Source organism: Photobacterium nomapromontoriensis (assembly GCF_050336815.1).
Taxonomy (GTDB): Bacteria; Pseudomonadota; Gammaproteobacteria; order Enterobacterales; family Vibrionaceae; genus Photobacterium; species Photobacterium nomapromontoriensis.
In genome coordinates, this window is the sequence record NZ_JAKJSL010000059.1 from 1 (window position 1) to 17,330 (window position 17,330).

The 17,330-nt window shown below is 42.9% G+C and carries 16 protein-coding genes and 1 pseudogene; 7 read left to right on the top strand and 10 right to left on the bottom strand.

Annotated features, from left to right (window positions below):
- Positions 1–592: 592 nt before the first annotated feature.
- A complete protein-coding gene (locus L4D12_RS22795) occupies positions 593–1,153 on the bottom strand; it encodes a hypothetical protein (RefSeq protein ID WP_428450124.1) in 561 nt (186 codons plus the stop codon).
- 98 nt (positions 1,154–1,251) lie between these two features.
- On the opposite strand from L4D12_RS22795, the pseudogene L4D12_RS22800 reads away from it, so the two are divergent.
- A pseudogene (locus tag L4D12_RS22800) lies at positions 1,252–2,302 on the top strand (IS110 family RNA-guided transposase).
- A 325-nt stretch (positions 2,303–2,627) separates the two neighbouring features.
- Here L4D12_RS22800 and L4D12_RS22805 read toward each other — a convergent pair.
- Entirely contained in the window at positions 2,628–3,158 is a 531-nt protein-coding gene (locus tag L4D12_RS22805; RefSeq protein ID WP_428450125.1) for a hypothetical protein, read from the bottom strand.
- Between the two features lie 507 nt (positions 3,159–3,665).
- Here L4D12_RS22805 and L4D12_RS22810 point away from each other — a divergent pair.
- A complete protein-coding gene (locus L4D12_RS22810) occupies positions 3,666–4,310 on the top strand; it encodes a glutathione S-transferase family protein (protein WP_428450126.1) in 645 nt (214 codons plus the stop codon).
- 68 nt (positions 4,311–4,378) lie between these two features.
- On the opposite strand, the gene L4D12_RS22815 is transcribed toward L4D12_RS22810, so the two are convergent.
- From L4D12_RS22815 to L4D12_RS22825, 3 genes are all read right to left on the bottom strand, one after another.
- Positions 4,379–4,741 carry a VanZ family protein gene (locus L4D12_RS22815; protein ID WP_489685952.1) on the bottom strand — a complete coding sequence of 121 codons (363 nt, stop codon included), beginning with the start codon at positions 4,739–4,741 and terminating at the stop codon, positions 4,379–4,381.
- 180 nt (positions 4,742–4,921) lie between these two features.
- Complete coding sequence (gene melB / locus L4D12_RS22820) at positions 4,922–6,346, bottom strand: melibiose:sodium transporter MelB (protein ID WP_428450128.1); 1,425 nt, start codon at positions 6,344–6,346, stop codon at positions 4,922–4,924.
- 93 nt (positions 6,347–6,439) lie between these two features.
- Positions 6,440–7,792, bottom strand: a complete 1,353-nt coding sequence (locus L4D12_RS22825; RefSeq protein ID WP_428450129.1) for an alpha-glucosidase/alpha-galactosidase — start codon at positions 7,790–7,792, stop codon at positions 6,440–6,442.
- A 406-nt stretch (positions 7,793–8,198) separates the two neighbouring features.
- On the opposite strand from L4D12_RS22825, the gene L4D12_RS22830 reads away from it, so the two are divergent.
- Both L4D12_RS22830 and L4D12_RS22835 read left to right on the top strand, forming a co-directional pair.
- Complete coding sequence (locus L4D12_RS22830; RefSeq protein WP_428450130.1) at positions 8,199–8,480, top strand: D-fructose-6-phosphate amidotransferase; 282 nt, start codon at positions 8,199–8,201, stop codon at positions 8,478–8,480.
- Between the two features lie 168 nt (positions 8,481–8,648).
- Positions 8,649–9,323: a glycosyltransferase family 2 protein gene (locus L4D12_RS22835; RefSeq protein WP_428450131.1), complete on the top strand. Its 675-nt coding sequence runs from the start codon at positions 8,649–8,651 to the stop codon at positions 9,321–9,323.
- A gap of 78 nt (positions 9,324–9,401) precedes the next feature.
- Here the strand turns inward: L4D12_RS22835 and L4D12_RS22840 are convergent, their stop codons facing one another.
- From L4D12_RS22840 to modA, 4 genes are all read right to left on the bottom strand, one after another.
- The gene (locus tag L4D12_RS22840; RefSeq protein WP_428450132.1) at positions 9,402–10,022 is read right to left on the bottom strand and encodes a CAP domain-containing protein; all 621 of its coding nucleotides are present in this window, start codon (positions 10,020–10,022) and stop codon (positions 9,402–9,404) included.
- A 497-nt stretch (positions 10,023–10,519) separates the two neighbouring features.
- On the bottom strand, positions 10,520–11,605 hold the full coding sequence (gene modC, locus L4D12_RS22845; RefSeq protein WP_428450133.1) for a molybdenum ABC transporter ATP-binding protein ModC: 1,086 nt from the start codon (positions 11,603–11,605) through the stop codon (positions 10,520–10,522).
- Positions 11,602–12,291, bottom strand: a complete 690-nt coding sequence (modB, locus tag L4D12_RS22850) for a molybdate ABC transporter permease subunit (RefSeq protein WP_428450134.1) — start codon at positions 12,289–12,291, stop codon at positions 11,602–11,604. The genes modC and modB overlap by 4 nt, the downstream gene beginning before the upstream one ends.
- On the bottom strand, positions 12,291–13,064 hold the full coding sequence (gene modA, locus L4D12_RS22855; protein ID WP_428450135.1) for a molybdate ABC transporter substrate-binding protein: 774 nt from the start codon (positions 13,062–13,064) through the stop codon (positions 12,291–12,293). The genes modB and modA overlap by 1 nt, the downstream gene beginning before the upstream one ends.
- 622 nt (positions 13,065–13,686) lie before the next feature.
- Here modA and ssp4 point away from each other — a divergent pair.
- From ssp4 to L4D12_RS22870, 3 genes are all read left to right on the top strand, one after another.
- Positions 13,687–14,613 (top strand): Ssp4 family T6SS effector, encoded by a 927-nt coding sequence (gene ssp4, locus L4D12_RS22860; protein ID WP_428450136.1) that lies wholly within the window; start codon positions 13,687–13,689, stop codon positions 14,611–14,613.
- On the top strand, positions 14,603–15,082 hold the full coding sequence (locus tag L4D12_RS22865; protein ID WP_428450137.1) for a hypothetical protein: 480 nt from the start codon (positions 14,603–14,605) through the stop codon (positions 15,080–15,082). The genes ssp4 and L4D12_RS22865 overlap by 11 nt, the downstream gene beginning before the upstream one ends.
- A gap of 113 nt (positions 15,083–15,195) precedes the next feature.
- Positions 15,196–15,672, top strand: a complete 477-nt coding sequence (locus L4D12_RS22870) for a hypothetical protein (protein WP_428450138.1) — start codon at positions 15,196–15,198, stop codon at positions 15,670–15,672.
- 96 nt (positions 15,673–15,768) lie between these two features.
- Here L4D12_RS22870 and L4D12_RS22875 read toward each other — a convergent pair whose 3' ends face one another.
- Entirely contained in the window at positions 15,769–16,845 is a 1,077-nt protein-coding gene (locus L4D12_RS22875) for an aspartate/glutamate racemase family protein (RefSeq protein ID WP_428450139.1), read from the bottom strand.
- Between the last annotated feature and the right edge of the window lie 485 nt (positions 16,846–17,330).

A 17,330-nucleotide genomic window follows, 5' to 3' on the forward strand; every position in this document is an offset into this window, starting at 1 on the left:
GATCCGATCCCAGCCCTACTTTGTCTGGGCTATGTGTCTGCTTAATGCCGRATATAACTGTCAGCTCCTTCGCCATGCACAAGGCTTTCCCCTGCTCGGACTACTACGGGCTGATCTGACTTCCAAAGGGCCCTCGTTCGTYTCGYTTTTKACTYAACAACCCTACCACTTTCCTTGTGGAGCATCTTTGGATCTCTCAAGTTCCTGATACATCTCTTTATACATGCCACGGCTTGATAACTCCGCTGACTCGCCACAACCTCACCCTTTCATTAGCATGAATAACGGCTGTTTTGCATGGACTTCGATGGCGTTACAAACCTCGTCAGTCAGTTCTAGTATTTATCGGAGCGATACCAGCACTTCAGGGCCACGATAGCCCCTATGGCCTACATAATTCTCTGTGTACGCTTCACTTGTTTTGTTCGTTTGATGCAGTCTTCACTGCTGAGAAGCGAGCGCTAATCTCAAACTCCGCCACAAGCGCAACACTCGATACAGGTGGTGGGTTAAACCTTACCTGACAGGGACTTGCACCCTGCAAGATGCATCAAGCTTAGCTTGACGCACTAACGCTCTGTTATGATACTGGTTATCGATAGTCTTCGATTTTAAGCAGTTCTCTAAACGCAGATTCCATTTGGTCATAAACCTGTATTTTTAGCTGAAACACTAGCTGTTCATATTTTTCATGTTCAGGGTCGTTACCTAAGTGAAATACCGTATTTATTACGCCGTTGATTTCCCTTGCAATATCTTGGGGAAAGTACAAGCGGTTTAGTTCAAAATAGTCAATTAAAGCCGCACACTTAGTGTTAATTTCTATGCTGGAGTCTTTTTGTTTGTGTTCAGCCAATAATGCAAGTTCGCTCATGAGTTTGTATAGGTTTATAACCACTTTCTCTCGCTTGACGTACAAGTTACCAAAGACTATTTCGTGTTCTTTTTGGAGCTTTACTAACTGTGACTTTATATCTTCCAACTCTTTCTGGTGAGTTAACTTTTGCTCTTCTAAAGCCTGAGCATTTACTAATTCATATCTCTTAATCGCTGCTGAGGCTATTGAGTTAGCGAATAATTTAGCAAGAAAACCAATCGCAGCGACACTACCTGCTGCTGCCAATATTGTGGAAAATGCCTCATTTAATGCCATGTTGTCCTCAAAGTTTCATAACGAATGGCATGGACTCCCCCTCACCCAGACTCTGCCACACTTGATGAGTCTGGTTTGATAATATTTCGGAGGCCACCATGTCACAATCTATCTATGGCATTGATTTAGCCAAACATAGTTTCAGTATCCACGGCGAAGATTCTACTGGCAAGATATTGATCCACAAAACCCGCTTTGTTTCTAAAACATTGGGGCGATCTAAAGTTTTGACCACATTTGCCAATATTCCACCCGCTATCATAGGGATGGAAGCTTGCGGCGCTTCGCACTACTAGGCTCGTGAACTGACGAAGCTTGGCCATACGCCTAAAATTATGGCAGCAAAATATGTTGCACCTTTCAGGACGGGCGCCAAAAACGATCTTAATGATGCCATCGCTATTTGTGTCGCCGTCGCCCGTCCTTCAACGCGCTTCATTAAAATCAAATCTGCTGAACAACAATCCATACTGCTACTTCACCGTGCGCGTGAAAACTGGGTACATGAACGCACTGGATTACTCAATCAAGTCCGAGCGATGATGGCTGAGTTCGGCATTATTGCCCCTGTTGGTCGCCATACTCTCCAACGGGTTATTCCTGAAGTACTGGAAGATGCAGAAAATAAACTCCCCAGTTTAGCCAGAGCAATTATCGCTGATAGTTACGAACATCTTTTAACTCTCAACCAGCGTATTGATGATCAAGAAAATTGCTTCGATATGTTGGTATCACGTAGCCATAATGCAAAAAAATAATGAAAGTCGGTGGTGTTGGTCCAATCACCGCAACGGCCATTATTGCCAGTATCGGTAAAGGTGAACAGTTCGATAAAGGGTGAGCTAAATTTTAATAAAGAGTGCTGCCTGGTTAGGGCTGGTTCCTTCCCAATATTCAACCGGCGGTAAACCCCGACTTGGGCGTATTACCAAGAAAGGCGATAAGTACCTTCGAACATTACTGGTACATGGCGCACGAACGGTGATCTCCAACCTCGGTGATAAAACCGATCGGCTCAGCCTCTGGTGTAAAGACTTAGTTGAGCGACGCGGTTTCAAGCGAGCAACGGTAGCACTCGCGGCCAAAAATGCACGAATTATTTGGTCGTTGCTCCGTAACGATACCGAGTACGCACCTATTAAAAACTAATAGCAATAGAACCCTATTTCAAAGGGAGTAACAAGCTTCACCGGGTCATTGCAATAGCCAATGATGATGTAATGGTTACGACCATTTACGGGAAAACCTGATAATGCGGCGGGCACTTTAGATGCCTTCTAACGAATGAGGAACCGCAACCGCGTAGTGTCATCAGGGTCATGGCAAATATGCCAATAAATAGACCGAATGTAGAGCGGCAGTCCCAAACCTTACATTACCTGACACTGTTGTTGACAACCGAGGGAGTCCATGTAGCCCACATTTGCGGCTGGTTTGGAGCGCAGCGGAAAACCAGTCCGATAACATGCGCTTGTTAGGCTTTTCTGATGTATGGGTAGTTGAGAGCTTCATATGCTTCTTTACAAGCCTTAATAATTTCTTCATTTCTCTTCTGTTTTGACCACCCGTTAATACATTCACAATACCACTCATCTTCCAAAGCAGTAAATTCCCCCAAAGAGCCTGGGTAACCTAGTTGTACATTTGCAGCGTAGATCATCGACACTGCTGATTCAGGTAAAAGATACCCTTTTGTAACTTCATCGGTTAGTACTTTTACATAACCCTCAATAGCAGCTTCATCGCTTGGACGATCAATACTTAGCTCAACTAGAACACGGTTGAAATAATCATCAGCTTCAAATTCGTTCACGGGCTTTAGTAAGGTAGCTAGAGTAGCTAGATTTTCTGTTTCGAGGCCTTGCTCAAGTAAGCTCATAGCCCACGAAATTTTAAACTCGCTTCCACCAGAACACATTGCTACTTGTCCAAGCATTTTATAGGTCTCGATATTTTGAGATTCACTTAGCATTGTTTTTAAGCCTAACAGCGTATTAAACAGCATTCTCGCTTCCCCCAGCTCAATACATAAAAAACCGTACCACACTTTCTTTTAAAACTCCTTTATAGTCAATCACTTATGTAACATCATAAACAATCACACAGCATTTTTTTGTTGGGCAACGTGAGCATCCGGTATTAATGAGATCTCGTTAATACTGATTAAATGACAAATGCTCATTAATATCAGTTAACTAGCCATTACTAACGCGGTGGAAGTGTGCATTTGGGGTCTCATTATTAGCAAACCAATGTGGGGTATTTTCAGGTATGCCATTATAACTGTATATATATACAGCAAATTTTATATGGATGAAGTTCATGGAATGATCGCCATGTATGCAGCGACTAGGAACGGAACAGTCGGCCATTAAACGTAACGTTCAATAACTCAAATTTAAATTTACTGTCTATAGCGGTAAGAGGAACAACATTTCACTGCATTATGCGATAGAATATGCTCAGTCTTGTTGTGTGCATTCACGACGAATGCACTGAAAAGGAGTTTCATGTGTATCAGCTCTACTATTATCCCAACAATGCCAGTTTAGCGCCGCATTTTCTGTTGTACCACATGGGATTGGATTACGAACTGCTGCTCGTCGATAAGAAAAGTAACTCACAAAAATCCGCATCGTATTTGAAGCTTAATCCCGCCGGACGTATTCCAACACTGGTTGACCGTGGTAATGCACTATTTGAAAGCCCGGCTATCTGCATTCACTTATGTGAACAGCATCCTGAGCACGGATTGATTCCCGCTATAGGCAGTCTTGAACGACCATTATTCTTCCAGTGGCTGACCTACTTAAATAATACCCTTCAGGCAGAGCTGATGGTGCGCTATTACCCGCATCGCCACACAACTGATGAGAGTTGCATCGCTCACATTATTGCCGCGCAGGATGAGCGCATTACCGATGCCTTGGCGGTGCTTGACGCACGGTTGGCCGAAAGCCCGTATTTAGTGGGAGATTCCATTACCGCGAGCGATTTTTTCTTATTCATGCTGGCACAATGGTCACTTCCCATTAAAAACTCTCCCCTTCACTTTACGCATTTAGCACTTTACCTTAATCAATTGGCTAACCATCCAACGATTAAAGCCGTATGTGAAATAGAAGGGATCGACCTTTCTCCATTTCAATCACGATAAGATAAAAAAGGCGAGATATTATTTATCTCGCCACGTTTCATTAAGAGATAATGTGACACCGTCACTTATTAGGGATGTCTCACAGGTAGAAAATGGTTTATTAATGTGGAAAGTAAAATACCGCACAATAGCCCACCCGCATTGGCGGCAAGATCTAACCATTCACCATAGCGATTAACATAGGGTTGAATGAGTTCAATTGCCCCACTCCAGCCTAAGAAAAACAACCCGATGAATAACCAATGTTGCGGCTTTCTCAGCGCAACACTAAACATCAATGCCGCATAAGCGATAAAGTGATGACTTTTATCTGTACCTGGCACAGTCGGCAGACTCGGTGCTGGTGTCAATGACAGAACCGTAATCGCGCATAGCACCATCAATGAAATCGTTAACCAATAGCGGTGAATAAACTTGATTAAATTCTGCATGTTAGTCCTAGCTTCGTCGTGAATAAGCGTAAAAGACAAGCATGATAGTGCCAGCAGTTAGTGATATCAAGCACATACCCACCAGCGACGCATTGACCTAAAACGAGCATCTTAAGATCGCCAGAGTATCAAAAAGGAGCCATCAGGCTCCTTTCATTTATATAACTGATAGTTCGGGGATTAGTCTTGGAACGCTACCTCTAGGTTATCGCCTTTTGCGTCCGCGGGCTTGTTGTCCTCGTACTTCGCTTTAATTGCACTCTGTACTTGTTCTAAATATTCGCCATTCAGTTTGTAGTAACGGAAATAGATGAACAGAGTCAGGCCATAGAAGAAAGCCGGTAAGCCAATCATAATACATTGCATACCAAAGATGGTTTCAGATGATTGATCAATATTGGGAACATAACCAACAACCGTCAAGATAACACCGATGAAGAAGGCAGCCAGCGCAGAACCACCTTTAACAACCATGGTCTGTACCGAGTAAGCCACACTTTCACAACGTACACCCAGCTTATATTCTCCATAGTCGACTGTGTCTGCCACCATGATCACTTGTAGTACCCAGAACAGTGCATTACCAATGGTCATGCAAACACCCGCCAACGTAACCATAGCAATATTCGGCATGTTCAGTGCACTGATTAAGATTAATATCACGCTGCCTAATAATGGGAACAAACATGAACCCGCCCACAAAGTTCGGCGTGAAAAACGCAACGCTAATTTAGGGAAAAGAGCGGTGGTGATCAGGTTAGCAATCGCGGCATAGGCCATGTAGTAAGGGAACAGTTCTGGGTCCCCGATAACATACGTAAAGTAATACACAGCAAAACCGGTAATAATGTTACCTGCTAAATTTTTCGACAACGCCATGAACAGTAAGCTTGAAAGCTGATCATTTTTATAGATTAAGCCAATCATCTTTTTCAGTGATAGCCGCTCTTCAGCTGGGCTTTGGGTACTTTCTTGTAACTGTGTTGAAGAATAACGCTCCTTCACATTACGTAACGTGATAATCGTTGAGGCAATAAAGAAAGCAACCAGTATTACCGCAAATATCTGGAAACCATGACCTTTGTCGTCACCGCCAAAGTAGTCCACGACGGGCATCGCTATCGCTGCAGATAACATCCATGCAAAACTGGCAAAAAAGCGAGGAAAAGGGACCAGTTCTTCACGTTCTCGTCGATCCATGGTCAATGTCGGTACCAACGACCAGAAGGGGATATCCATCAGTGTATATGACATGCCCCATAAAATGTATGTGACAGCAGCGTAAGCGATCAGCGCAGTGCCTTCAAAGTTGTGGGCATTAAATAGCAAGATCAATACGACAGAGTTACTTAGCGTTCCGATGAGAATCCATGGTTTAAACTTACCCCATCGACTACGGGTACTGTTCACTATCCAACCCATAATGGGGTCATTGACGGCATCCCAAATCCGAGCAACGAGGAAGATAGTCCCTACAACCCCAGCAGAAATACCCGCAACATCGGTGTAGTAAAACATCAAATACATATAAACAATGGTGATGGCAAAATCTTTACCAAATGCGCCAAACCCGTAACTCAATTTGGTATTCAGTGAAATACTCATAAACACTCCCTGGCACTCAAACCGTACCTCAGTTTCACGTTATAATTCGATAATGAACCGTGGTTGTCCACGATTCATTTATTCGTGTAATTATCAGTTCTGTGTCCAAGCAGGTAGCCAATCGCCATGGGCGGCAATAAGCTCATCCACCAAGGCATAAATTTCTTCAATGCCTAATACCGCTGCAGTGTGTGGGTCTAACATTACTGCATGATAAATTCGCTCCCGGTTCTCTGTCAGAATGGCTTCTGTTAGTAAGGTCTGAACATTTATATTGGTCTGCATTAGAGCCGCAAGGTGATTTGGAATATGACCGACACTGGTTGGCTGAATACCATTAGCATCGATCAGACACGCCACCTCAACGCAACAACCATACGGTAGGTTAGAAATTAAATTATCATTACGCACGTTGCCATAAATAACACTCGGTGTACCTGTCCATATAGAATTCATAATGGTACTGGCGTATTCGCTTGATTCCTTAACTTCAATCTTTTCCGCTTGTTTTAAGTGAGCTAAATCTTCTTTCCAGCTGCTGATCTGCTCAACACAACGCTTCGGATATTCATCCAGCGGCACTTTATAACGTTCAATAAGATCAGGACGATTAGGCTTGATGAAATAAGGGGTATATTCTGCAAAGTGCTCTGATGATTCGGTCACAAAATAGCCCAAGGTTTTGAACATTTCATACCGAACCAAGTTCACGCAACGTAAATTACCTCTTTCTTTAGGCTTAGGGGCAAGACCCTGTTCAAATGCAGAAAGAAGCTCAGGATATATATCAACATACTCGCCGTTCGCTTGTTTTTTCTCCAGTGTCAGGTAATACGCCATGTGGTTAATACCCGCACAGGTGTATCGGAGATCACGGTAAGCAATGTCTAAATCACGGGCGAGTTCCTCCGCGGTACCCTGTACTGAGTGACAAAGGCCGACTTGCTTAATTTGTGGGTATTTCTCATACATTGCCCATGTATTCATCGCCATTGGATTAACGTAGTTCAACATGGTGGCGTCTGGACATACCGCTATCATGTCTTCACAGATCTGCCACAGATGCGGGATAGTGCGCAGGGCACGCATGATGCCACCAGCCCCTAACGTATCCGCAATGGTTTGCTCAACGCCGTGCTTCTTACAAATTTCAAAATCCGTTACGGTGCACGGCTCATAACCGCCAATTTGGAAAGCAACCACAACAAAGTCTGCGTCTTGCAGAGCTTCTTTTTGATCCAAGTGACAGCTAATAGAGCCTGTTGCGCCCGCTGATTCCATCAACTTACCGACAACAAAGTGAGACTCTTCTAACCGCTCTTCATCAATGTCCATAAGCGCAATATGTGCACCTTTTAGCGCTGGTTTATGAAATACATCACCCAAGATATTTTTCACAAAAATAGTTGAACCTGCACCGATAAAGGTAATTTTAGGGTTTCTCATCCGCACATCTCCTTTTCTTTTAATATTGACCACAAAAACATCATGCCACTTTGTGAACAATGTCGGCGTCCCTCTTTGCCACAATATACTGCTGTTTTCTCAGATCGGATGTATAAGATTCAACAATCTTAGAAAATGGGAGTGTTTATAGAAAAAATGGCACACAAACTTAAATCAATATTCGAAATTCCAGCAGCAGTTAACTGCATTATTTTTATTCACATTGATATGTAGTGGCGTAAAACAAAGACAAAAGATTTCAATTGTTCAGTAGCACTGTCACAATTTGTCTTAAATCAATCTTCTTTCTATTTATATCCATTAGGAAAATCATGCGTGATCAGGATCACGCTTTATAGGCGAATTCGGCGTATATTCATAGCAAAATTAGCTTGAGGTTATGGATATGACTGCATCAAAACTCTATTTCAGAGACCTGCTTGGTCTTGGGCTTCTTCTTTCCGCTATCATGGTTATGTTAGGGATCATATTTAGTATCCTTGGCGCGATAAATTATGCATCGGATCATGACATACTTGCCCAAACTTTTTTTTACGAGGCGATCCCTTTATTCTTCTTTATGATTCCCTCTTTATTATTAGCGCGAGTAATAAGTCGTCCAGCTTGGATTCATGATGTAGAAGATTATCAGCTACAAATGGCGAAGAATTTTAGTCTGACCCACTAATACCCAAGGACACAAATAAGGCCACCACTCAACGGTGGCTTTAGTCTTAGCTCCCCCAAATGCATCTCAATCTGAACATAAGATGAATTAGCTACTCAGCATTAATTCAGTCACTACCGTACATACTGCACATAGCGACTCAGATAATTCTATTTTCTGGACAAGACTATGACAGCCATAAGCATTGTGGTTAATACCCATAATGAAGAAAAGCGCATTGGCCGCTTACTTGATGATCTCAACAAACAAAGCCATCAACACTTTGAAGTCATTGTCATCGACTCAAACAGTGAAGATAAAACCTGTGATGTTGCACGAGGATTTGGGCAAGCCCTGCCGACGATCACAGTGAAGAAATTAAAACAACATGGCGTGAGTTTCGCTCGAAATGTAGGCGCGCAACTGGCGAAATATGAACGCCTATTGTTTCTCGACGCTGATGTCAGGCTGACACCTACATTTTTGAGTGATGCTATCTACCAACTAGAGAAGAAAAAAGTGGACATTGCTGGTGCCTATATGAAGGCTGACAACTTATCGCTGGGGTACCATCTTGGCTATACCGCCATTAATACCGGCTTATTTGTTACGTCTTTTTTCTTTCCGACTATAGTCGGTGCCTGCATGTTCTCTACCCAACGTGTACATAGAGAAATTGGGGGATTTAATGAAAACATCACTCAATGTGGGGAATGTGACTATACTAGGCGCGCAGCTCAAACATGGCGCTACCGTATGATCCCGGTTAGCTTTGGTTTTGATCCGAGCCGCCTACGCCAAAATGGCTGGATTAAGATGGCAGCGACTTACTTAAAAGCCAATATCGCATTACGTTTCTATTAACACTAATATTAAAAAAGGCTGCAGAATCAATTCTGCAGCCTTTTTATTCATATTCAAATGCTATGTTAGGATTAAAGCTTAACGCGGACGTGCAAAAACTTGTGTCCAGTAAATGCCATACTGTGTATCTGCATTTTGAACCTCAGCGGCACCCATTTGCGTCACATTCGCGCTCATGATATTGACACAGTGACCAGAGCTTGCCATCCAAGACGCCATAACGGCATCAATATCGTTCTGTCCAGCAGCAACATTTTCAGCCCAAGCATTGGCTGAGTATCCTGTCGCCGCAATACGCTGATCAGGAGTACTACCATTCGATCCCGTATGGCTCAAGAAATTCCCGTTTGCCATATCACTCGAATGGCCAAACGCTGCCGCTTCTAAATCAAAATTCCAGGTCAAAGCCGGTACAGCAGGCATAATTTGCCCACCACAGTTTTGCTGCTGAGAACGGGCTTGATTAACAGCAAATAGCATTTTTTCAGCAAAATCCGCATCTGGCTGCGGTACAGGTTGTGGCGATGGATCAACGTTTCCAGAGTCTCCAGGATTGATAGTTGTATCACCACCAGAAACCCCGCCATCCGAAGGTACAGTGCCGGTCACAGAATCATCACTGCCTGATGAGCCTGAACCACCGCCGCCGCAACCAGTAAGTAATAAAGCTGATAATAGAAAAATGGGTAATACTTTCATGATATACCTAGTCGTCGTAGAATACAGTGCATTAGGTGTGCCTCATTAACGCGATTTATCTTATTCTTAACGAGCAAGAACAAATATCACTTAATCAAACACGTTGATATTCTTATTATTGAGTTGATAAATTACATTATACTGACTATAAGTTGAACGATACAATATGCACTGCTTGTTTTTTAAGCGTGACGGATGTATTAAAACTTTAACAGGTTAAATAACTACACCTTTATATTATATAAGTAGCTGTATTTAAATGTATTATTAATCACATCCAACCTTAAACAGGTAAGCACTAATAAATGGACAATGCTGTCTATTATTACTACATACTTCTACGAACTGTTACTAATTTATATTTAGCTGAATATTTATAATCACAATAAAATTCAAATATCGTAAATTAGTCATAGTCTAGCAATAAAATAATGGTGTCGTGTATATTTGCAATCAACACCACCACCTATAGCTTATAACCACGATTATTCTGGAACTCACATCACGGCTAAATCATCAACTGTGACACTCACCCCTTTAATTTGGGCAAACACGGCATCACCCACTTGTAGGTTTAGCTCATCAGCTGCCCACAGTGTAATGTTTGCCCACAATTGAGCTTCACCAATACGTAGCCGAACTTCAACCCGCTGCTGTTCATCGACAGGGTGTATTTTATCAACCTTGGCTGACAATATGTTTCGAATACTGGTCTGCTCTGGGCGAGCTTTGGTTATCGATACATCATTAGAATGTATTCGTACCCTCACCCACTCACCTCGAGGGCGCTCAAGCTTATTTACCCAAAGAAAAGAGTCATGATTCAACATCACTTGAGTCAACGCATAGCGGGGATGGTGATGATTAATCCGTGCACTTAACAGCGAGCTCTGCTCTTTGGCAGGCAGCCAAGGACGCATTTCAGGCGAACCCCATACGCTATTGATATGACCTGACACAACCACCTTACCTTGATTGATCATCACCATATGATCAGCTAAGCGCAAAATTTCATCTAGGCTGTGTGTAACATAGACAATCGGAATATTGACTTCTTTCGTCAACTTTTCAAGGTATGGCATCAACTCTTGTTTGCGCGGAAGATCTAACGATGCTAACGGCTCATCCATCAATAACATATCAGGGTTTGACAGCAAGGCCCGGCCAATAGCGACCCGTTGCTTTTCTCCCCCCGATAACGAGGCGGGATAACGCTTCAATAAATGCTCAATACCCAATAACGCGGATATCGCCGCAAATTGTGCAGGATCATGACTGACACTGCCATAGCGCAGATTACCGGCCACCGTGTAATGAGGAAATAATCGCGCATCCTGAAAAACGTAACCAATATTGCGTTTCTCTGGCGGCAAGTTGATCTTTTTACTTTTGCTAAAGAGCACATGCTCGCCAAGGGCAATCACGCCATCATCTGGCTGTGTTAATCCACTGAGTACATTAATCAGCGAGGTTTTCCCTGCCCCTGAGCGACCAAAAATGGCGGTGATCCCTTGCATGGGCAGTGACAAGTTAATATCTAACTGCAAGTCACCCAGTACTTGCTTCACATTAATTTGAATCATTTCGCCTCCAACCGACGACGAGCTGCGCGTGACAACCATTCTGATGCCAGTAATGACGTCAAAGCAATCACAATCGCAATCACACACAACCGTGCAGCCTGATCTTCTGCCCCCGGAGTCTCAATAAAAGAATACATCGCCAATGGGATAGTCTGAGTTTCACCGGGTATATTGGAAACAAAAGTGATAGTGGCACCAAACTCACCCAGCGCGCGGGCAAAGGCCAAAATAGAACCGGTTAAAATGCCGGGAATGATCAACGGAAGCGTAATGGTCATAAACACTTTGAATGGGCTGGCGCCGAGCGTACGCGCAGCTTGCTCTAGCTTTCTATCAACGCTTTCTAAGGCTAATTGAATCGAACGCACCATGAGTGGAAATGAAACCACTGACACGGCAACAACGGCCCCGCGCCAGCTGAAACTGAATGTCAGACCAAACCATTCATACAGAGCCTTACCAAGAAAGCCTTGTCGGCCAAGTGTGATTAACAGTAAATAACCAATGACGACAGGCGGTAATACCAGTGGCAGATGCACTAAACCATCAAGAATAGCTTTACCCATGAATTTGCCACGCGCAAGCAGCCAAGCACACGCTATGCCCAGCGGCAAACTCACAAGAACAGACACACTAGCAATTTTTAAACTTAATAATAGCGCCTGAATTTCATATTCGGTCAGCACTAGCGGCTTGCTCCGAAGCCGTATTTAGCAAAAATAGCCGCTGCGTCATCTGACAATAAATAATCGTAAAAATCGTGAGCGTTTGCATTCTCCTCTCCTTTCACTAATGCAATAGGATAGGAAATGGGGCTATGGCTATTGTCTGGGAACTCGCTCACGACCTTCACTTTCTTGGAAACCATCGCGTCCGTTTTGTAGACAACACCCAACAGCGCTTCTTGTCGCTCCACCAGCAGTAACGCCGCACGTACATTATTCGCTCGTGCTAAAAGTGGTTCGGCCTGTGTCCACAATCCTAAATTTTGCAATGCTTCTTTGGTATATATGCCTGCGGGTACATGGCGCGGATCGCCAACAGCAAGACGTGTTCCATCAAGGGCTTTCGTCAGATCCCACGATGCTGATAACGTGATATGTTCAGCGGGGTATGAATTCGGAGCCACCATCACGAGGTGGTTCTCAAGCAGCGTTTTGCGACTGTCAGTGTCTATTACATCTTGCTGGACAAGGTAGTCCATCCACTTTTCATTGGCAGAAAGGTAAATATTTGCAGGCGCACCCTGCGCTATTTGCCGAGCAAGCGTTGAAGAGGAGGCATATGATACGCGGGGTTTGACACCGGTTTTATCTGTATAAGCGTCAGCAACATCATTCATCGCATTGGTCAGTGAGGAGGCCGCAAACACCGTAACGTTACCATCAGCCGCGAAACACACATTCGCCATCAACGATAAACTCACCCAAAGAGCACTACTTTTCCCTAAACGCTTCATTTCATTACTACCTACAATGTGACAATAGCGATGTATAGTAAGGCATATAGGGCCATATAGGAATAGTCACGTGCTTCTCAACAATTAATGCCACGAATCCATAAGTAGTGAGTTCCACAGAAAAACGTAATATATAATCTTAAAAAACAATCTATGTTACATTTTACTCGTCATAATAGGTCATTACCTCATTGATAGAACGTTGCTATTTCACATCACCTGATTACTTCAAAAATTTACACATCACGCCAATACCCATTTAATATCACTACCGTTTATGAGTGACATTTTTCAGGCTTAATCAGCGCAATGGCAATGGACTCACTACGATATCACGACATTAACGTAGGTGATCCGGCGTGATCGTCCACATTGAATTCGGGAATAAAATGGGCTAATAACTGAAAATACATACTTATTTCTCACATAAATTGGAAGTCAGCACTCAATCTGTATTTTTTGATGGGGATATTACTTGCCGGCATTTTACACAGCTATATTCTCTATGAGAAAATTTTAACTTCAAATGCGTGCAATGATGATACATCACATTGGCCTAAATAACGTATAGCGTTCCACATATAAGGAACTCATTTTTTAAAAATCATCAAAGGAAATGACGATGTCTAGTGCGTTACTTCGTTTTCCATCTCAAATAAATAGAGAGAAACAACTTAAACAGCGATTACAATATGAACTCAATACTCGACGTATCTTTCAAGCTCTGGATTCTGATCCAAATACAAGAGGCGCAGGAGTGGTTTTTATTGACAATGAATTTACCGTTACCACTCTACGTCCTTTCGAAGCCAATTCACGTAAACTCCCAATTCGACTAATTTTACGCGAGCCACCACTACAAATGTCTGCAGTTCAATTTGCCAGTGAACTAAAAGCATCTCGACGAGAAAGTAAACTAACTCAAGAATTGGTAAATACTGGGCTAAGTTGTGGCGCGGCAGTATTGAGCTGGGTTGTTGTGGCTGGCGCAAGCGCAGCAATTCCAATCACTGGCGGTGGAAGTACCGCAGTGACATACCTTGGAGTAGCGGCAGGTGTAGCATCTGGCTTGCAATGCCTAAATGGATTAGCGAGAACTGGTGCTGAAATAAAATACCCAGAAGAACTTGATAAACTTGATGACCAAGAATGGTATAGTGCAGCTAATACCGCACTTGATGTCATCTCATTAGGAGGAGCTGCCGCAGCTGGTGCGACTACGATAAAAATGGTCAAAACACTTAAAATCACCACAGGTAAGTCACTTGCTGAAATATTAAAAGGCTTAAGTCGTTCTGAAAGAAAGCGACTGACACTCGAAATTCACAGATTAAATCAGCCAGTAATCAGTCAAAGAGTACTTAAAACTCTCAGCAATTCAGGTAAGCTAACCAAACGCTATAGCAGCCAAGCTCTGGTGAACGCGGTGTCGCTTAACGTGAAAGATGCAGTAGGAGCCAGTTTGAGTATTGCGGGGAGTAGCTACGGGGGAACTCTAAAAACTCTTGCTATAGGCATTTACGAAGAGCTTGATAAAAATGATAGATGACTTTTTTGAAAAACATGAAATCTCAATTTTGACTTTCGTTGCAGGCATTTCAGTCATCATGCTTATCATGTTCGGGGGTGGTATGGCTGCTTTTATTGCTGTTGCATCAACCGAACATCTAGTTGGTGAGTTTTCATCAAAACAACTACTTACCTATATCGTTGCTTTAGAAATAATGATGAATGCCGTTATTGTAATACCAAATGTGTTAATTATTGTTTTTGGAAAACCACAAGCAGTAATAGTAAATAAGATAAACTTGTACTTTCAATTCACATGTTATTCATTATATATATTAACCTTTGGACATGATATTGAATGGTTTTGTGCTATTTTTATTACTTTCTCTCTGTTAGCTTACTGGTTGATGTCAACCGCCAAATATCAAGCATTTGTCGCTTTTTACGAGGCTCTGCGTAAAGACCCAGTGGGTTTTCGTCAACGCCTCTTAGACAGAATGCATCAATAGGCTGGGACAACCTCCGTGTGGTGAAGGTGGTAGCCCTCCTACTGGGCTACTTCTACCTTGTGCGAATTCATGAATGACACTAAAGATAGGCATTTACGAAGAGCTTGATAAAAATGATAGATGACTTTTTTGAAAGACATGAACTCTCAATTTGGATTTTTGTTACAGGTATTTCAGTCATTATGCTACCTATTTTTGGTGGTGGACTTATCTGCCCTTTGGTTATTGGATTATTACAACAACTTTTGGGGAAATTTACAGCTGAAGAGTTTGGTGTATTGCTAGTATCCCTTGAGTTAATAATGAGTTTATTTATAGCCATACCAAACATACTAATAATTAGAGGGAGATCAGGCGCGGTTAAAATAAATAAGATAATTATTAATATCCAACTTACATGCTACATAGTAGTTGCTATATTACTTGAACATGAATACAAATGGTTTTTCATTATGTTTGTGTTTTTTCCATTGCTAGCTAGTTGGCTCATGTCAACAGCCAGATATCAAGCTTTCGTTGCATATCACGAGGCTCTACATAAAGACCCAGTGGGTTTTCGTCAACGCCTCTTAGATAGAATGCATCAGTAAGCTGTACTCTTTTCGCTCTTTAACTATTGATATAGCGATCGCTTTCAAACAACAAAGGCTCCTTGCTAGGAGCCCTATTTTTCAACTTAGGCTTTATTAAGCGTTCATATCCTTGTAGTAACGCTCAAGCGCATCAACAATGATGGGCTCAAGGGCTTCATCTTCAGTATGCACAATCATTTCCATCGATTGTAATTTCTCTTCAGCATCTTGTGCTGATTCTGAAATAAACAAGGTTGGCAGGTGCATATAGCTGCCCGTAACTGATTGCCCTCTTGCTGCTAGAAAATCAACAGTCAAGCGAAGGACTTCGTTTTGAATTTTAGCCGCCATGTCAAATGACGAGACTTTAAAGGTAAGCGGTGCGAACCAATCGCTATGTGGACCACGGTAGGTCTCGAGATCACTCGCCAAGCTCTCTCCTTCTCCCTGTGCGGTCAGTAATGATTCAGCCAGCACCCTTGAAGCATCAATCACTTCGATATGCTCTGGGATTAAGCCTTCTTGCTTGAACCGCTCACAACTCGCAGCCGTTAATGCCAATGGCAGCTCGGTACAACCTAGCACGACTTTTGAACACCCTTGCTGCTGGCATTCATCACGAATAACGTCACACAGTAAGACTTCTGCCTCGCGGGTGATCTGAGCCGTCTTAATACCAAACGCGGAGTCATAAATCGCACTCATGACTTTTTGCTGGTTATCTGGCGACGGTTTAGTTGATGCAATACCCTGTGCTTCAAGGGCTGACTGATACAAACCTGAATCAACCAGACTGTTGACCCCCATCACCAAAACGTTATCTAGCGTGCCTATTAATGAATGGGCCGTTTGATGGATCATATCAACAAATGCCACAGGCACAGCGGGTAGCTGGCGACGGAACAAAGCATGCGCACTGTTACATGCCAGTCCCATTACGTCAGCCCCTAGGTGTTGCATCAGTCTCAAAGTAAAAGCTGCGGTATCAACCTTACGTAATTCAGGTGGATCTGTCGGTAGCCACTTGTGCATCACTTCTTCTGGCTTGTAGGCCAATCTTGCATTACCAAATGCAATAAACTCACGAGCATCAGCACCGGGAATAGATACCATTTTTTCAATCAAATCAACCATGGCTTCATTGCCCATACCACCAATGATCCCAATACGTTGCTTATGGGTACCGCTCATGAAAACTCCTTGTGATTAGCACTAACCCCCTGAGCAATAAAGCCCAGAGAACGGACCTACAGTGGTCCAGGCAATTAATCTAAACAAAGGATCTGGCATTTTCTTTGATCAAACACCTACAACTATGTAGCCAATCAGAATAAATGACTTCCAATTTCACAAAAAGAAGAGGTTAAGCACACTTCCACGATAATCAATACAACGTGATTGAACGTTAAAATGCGCAACGTATTCTTCATTAATGCATCCCTTCATTTGAATGTCGACCTCACCAGCAGAGCACTGTTCAACTTAACTTTACACAAACGCTTGTTACTCACCTGAACCCTATACTTAAACCCATCGCCCTTGCAGGCCAACTATTGCGCAAGGCGGGTGCTTTACAGCTGCATTTTCATTGGTAATTGATGTGTTTCAACTCGACATTGTGATCCATATCTCTGTATAATTCGCGGCCGACGCTTTTACCCATATGGCCCGTGCTT

Coding starts and splice junctions, on each gene's coding strand:
- L4D12_RS22795 (WP_428450124.1), bottom strand. CDS start 1,153: ATGGCATTAAATGAGGCATTTTCCACAATATTGGCAGCAGCAGGTAGT.
- L4D12_RS22805 (WP_428450125.1), bottom strand. CDS start 3,158: ATGCTGTTTAATACGCTGTTAGGCTTAAAAACAATGCTAAGTGAATCT.
- L4D12_RS22815 (WP_489685952.1), bottom strand. CDS start 4,741: ATGCAGAATTTAATCAAGTTTATTCACCGCTATTGGTTAACGATTTCA.
- melB (WP_428450128.1), bottom strand. CDS start 6,346: ATGAGTATTTCACTGAATACCAAATTGAGTTACGGGTTTGGCGCATTT.
- L4D12_RS22825 (WP_428450129.1), bottom strand. CDS start 7,792: ATGAGAAACCCTAAAATTACCTTTATCGGTGCAGGTTCAACTATTTTT.
- L4D12_RS22830 (WP_428450130.1), top strand. CDS start 8,199: ATGACTGCATCAAAACTCTATTTCAGAGACCTGCTTGGTCTTGGGCTT.
- L4D12_RS22835 (WP_428450131.1), top strand. CDS start 8,649: ATGACAGCCATAAGCATTGTGGTTAATACCCATAATGAAGAAAAGCGC.
- L4D12_RS22840 (WP_428450132.1), bottom strand. CDS start 10,022: ATGAAAGTATTACCCATTTTTCTATTATCAGCTTTATTACTTACTGGT.
- modC (WP_428450133.1), bottom strand. CDS start 11,605: ATGATTCAAATTAATGTGAAGCAAGTACTGGGTGACTTGCAGTTAGAT.
- modA (WP_428450135.1), bottom strand. CDS start 13,064: ATGAAGCGTTTAGGGAAAAGTAGTGCTCTTTGGGTGAGTTTATCGTTG.
- ssp4 (WP_428450136.1), top strand. CDS start 13,687: ATGTCTAGTGCGTTACTTCGTTTTCCATCTCAAATAAATAGAGAGAAA.
- L4D12_RS22865 (WP_428450137.1), top strand. CDS start 14,603: ATGATAGATGACTTTTTTGAAAAACATGAAATCTCAATTTTGACTTTC.
- L4D12_RS22870 (WP_428450138.1), top strand. CDS start 15,196: ATGATAGATGACTTTTTTGAAAGACATGAACTCTCAATTTGGATTTTT.
- L4D12_RS22875 (WP_428450139.1), bottom strand. CDS start 16,845: ATGAGCGGTACCCATAAGCAACGTATTGGGATCATTGGTGGTATGGGC.